General features: G+C 45.6%; 1 protein-coding gene. It reads left to right on the forward strand.

Going from position 1 to position 1,990, the window contains the following annotated elements; genetic code table 11:
• The first annotated feature begins 30 nt into the window (after positions 1-30).
• Complete coding sequence (locus AC1DXX_RS33305; protein WP_478138467.1) at positions 31-1,857, forward strand: retron Ec67 family RNA-directed DNA polymerase/endonuclease; 1,827 nt, start codon at positions 31-33, stop codon at positions 1,855-1,857.
• Positions 1,858-1,990: the final 133 nt, after the last annotated feature.

Consider the following 1,990-nt stretch of genomic DNA (forward strand, 5'->3'; position numbering starts at 1 on the left):
GCATAGGAGTGTCTACAGGCCCACCTTCAAATGATGGACCATCTTTCCTATCTAGAGGCGCTGAAAAAGGCCACGTCTAGAGCCGATGTTGCGCTAATTCTTGACATTAAGCTCAAGGATTTGACATACCTCTTGTTTAAAAAGCAAGGCAGCGCTAACTACAAAACGTTCCATATTCCAAAAAAATCTGGCGGGACCAGAGAAATTAGTGCCCCTCAGGAGGGGCTTAAAAATTTGCAGAGAAATCTTGCAGCCGTCCTGCTGAAATGCGTCGACGAGATTTCGGTTGCGCTTAATGTGCCGAATACCGTTTCTCACGGATTCATGCCAGGCCGAAGTATTTTTACTAATGCTTACCCCCACCGTCAAAAGCGCTACGTCTTTAATTTGGATCTGAAGGACTTCTTCGGAACCATTACGTTTCAAAGGTTACGCGGCTTCTTCATGAAGGATCGGAGCTTTGAACTACATAAAGATGTGGCAACGGTTTTAGCGCAGATCGCTTGCTACGACGGTAAGCTCCCGCAGGGCAGTCCTTGCTCTCCAATCATTTCAAATCTGATTGGGCAGATTCTAGACATGCACCTTGTCAGGCTGGCCGGCCGAAATGGTTGTCTCTACACGCGATATGCGGACGATCTCACTTTTTCTACCAACAAGCGTGAATTTCCTTCAGCTATTGCCAAGCTAAAGGAAAATTCCGGCGCCATTTGGGTGGTGGGTAAGCAGCTTCGTGGGTTAATTAAGAAATGCGATTTTGTCATCAATGAAGACAAAACTCGTATGAGCTATAAGAATTCAAGGCAAGAGGTCACTGGATTGGTGACTAATGCCAAAGTAAATGTCCGCGCGGAGTATCGACACGATGTGAGAGCAAAGGTGCATCACCTTCTCAACACTGGAGCATATTTTATCAAGAAGCCTGCTATTGATGCTTCTGGGCGGCAGTCTTTGATTGAAGTCCCTGGAACACTAAATCAATTGCACGGGCGTCTTGGCTTCATTCACACGGTGGATAAATTTAATTGGGCCCAGATGCAGGGGCATCCTTATAATTATGCGCTCGTGCGAAGTGCTAAAAAAACAGGTAATGAATCGATATACCTGCGCTTTCTTTTATATAAACTGCTGTACGCAAATACCAGGCCGCTTTTGATTTGTGAAGGGAAAACTGATAACGTCTACCTCAGCAGGGCTATACACTCGCTTCATTTAAAATTCCCGTCCTTAACGAAAATTGCCGATAGTGGAGCGCGCGTACTGAGTGTCCAATTGTTCAAGTATACAGATACAAGTACTGGCGAAATCTTTGGCAATGAAAGCGGTGGTGCGTCTGGTTTGTCAAAACTGATGCAAACCTACTTTGAGGAGGTCAGACGCTTTAAGGCACCTGCCGGCATGCATCCTGTTATTTTTGTTATTGACAATGATACTGGGGCGACAGCTAAAGGTGCGATTTATAGCACTGTAAAGAGATGGTTGAAAACCAAGCCTACGGGGCTTGAAAATTTTTTCCATGTCTTTCACAACATTTATGTAGTCGCCACTCCGTTGAATGGACAAGCATCTTCGTGCATTGAGGATTTATTTTCCGCGAAGGATAAATCTATTCAGGTGGATGGGAAGACTTTTGATCCAACGGAAACACTCGACAAGAATTCACACTACTATAAGGCGACCTTCGCGTACAAAGTCGTGGAAAAAAATGACAGCATCGACTATTCAATGTTTGAACCTTTCATAAAGAATATTGTTGACGCGATAGATAGTTTCAAGAATCCACCTCCTGCCGTCGGACTTGCTTCTGCTGTGACCGTTGTTGGTGGGATGCCTCCGGCTGTGCTGGCCAGCCCGTAATCCGCTTCCCTAGCCTACGGGTTGCCACGAGCAGAATAAGATGGCTCACGAACAACTGTGAGATACGACAGCTATGACCATAAAAGTCTTTCGCTGGAATGGTGAGTACTTCGGCTTTTTTAATAGCAGCGGC

The organism is Variovorax sp. P4_B10 (assembly GCF_056402375.1).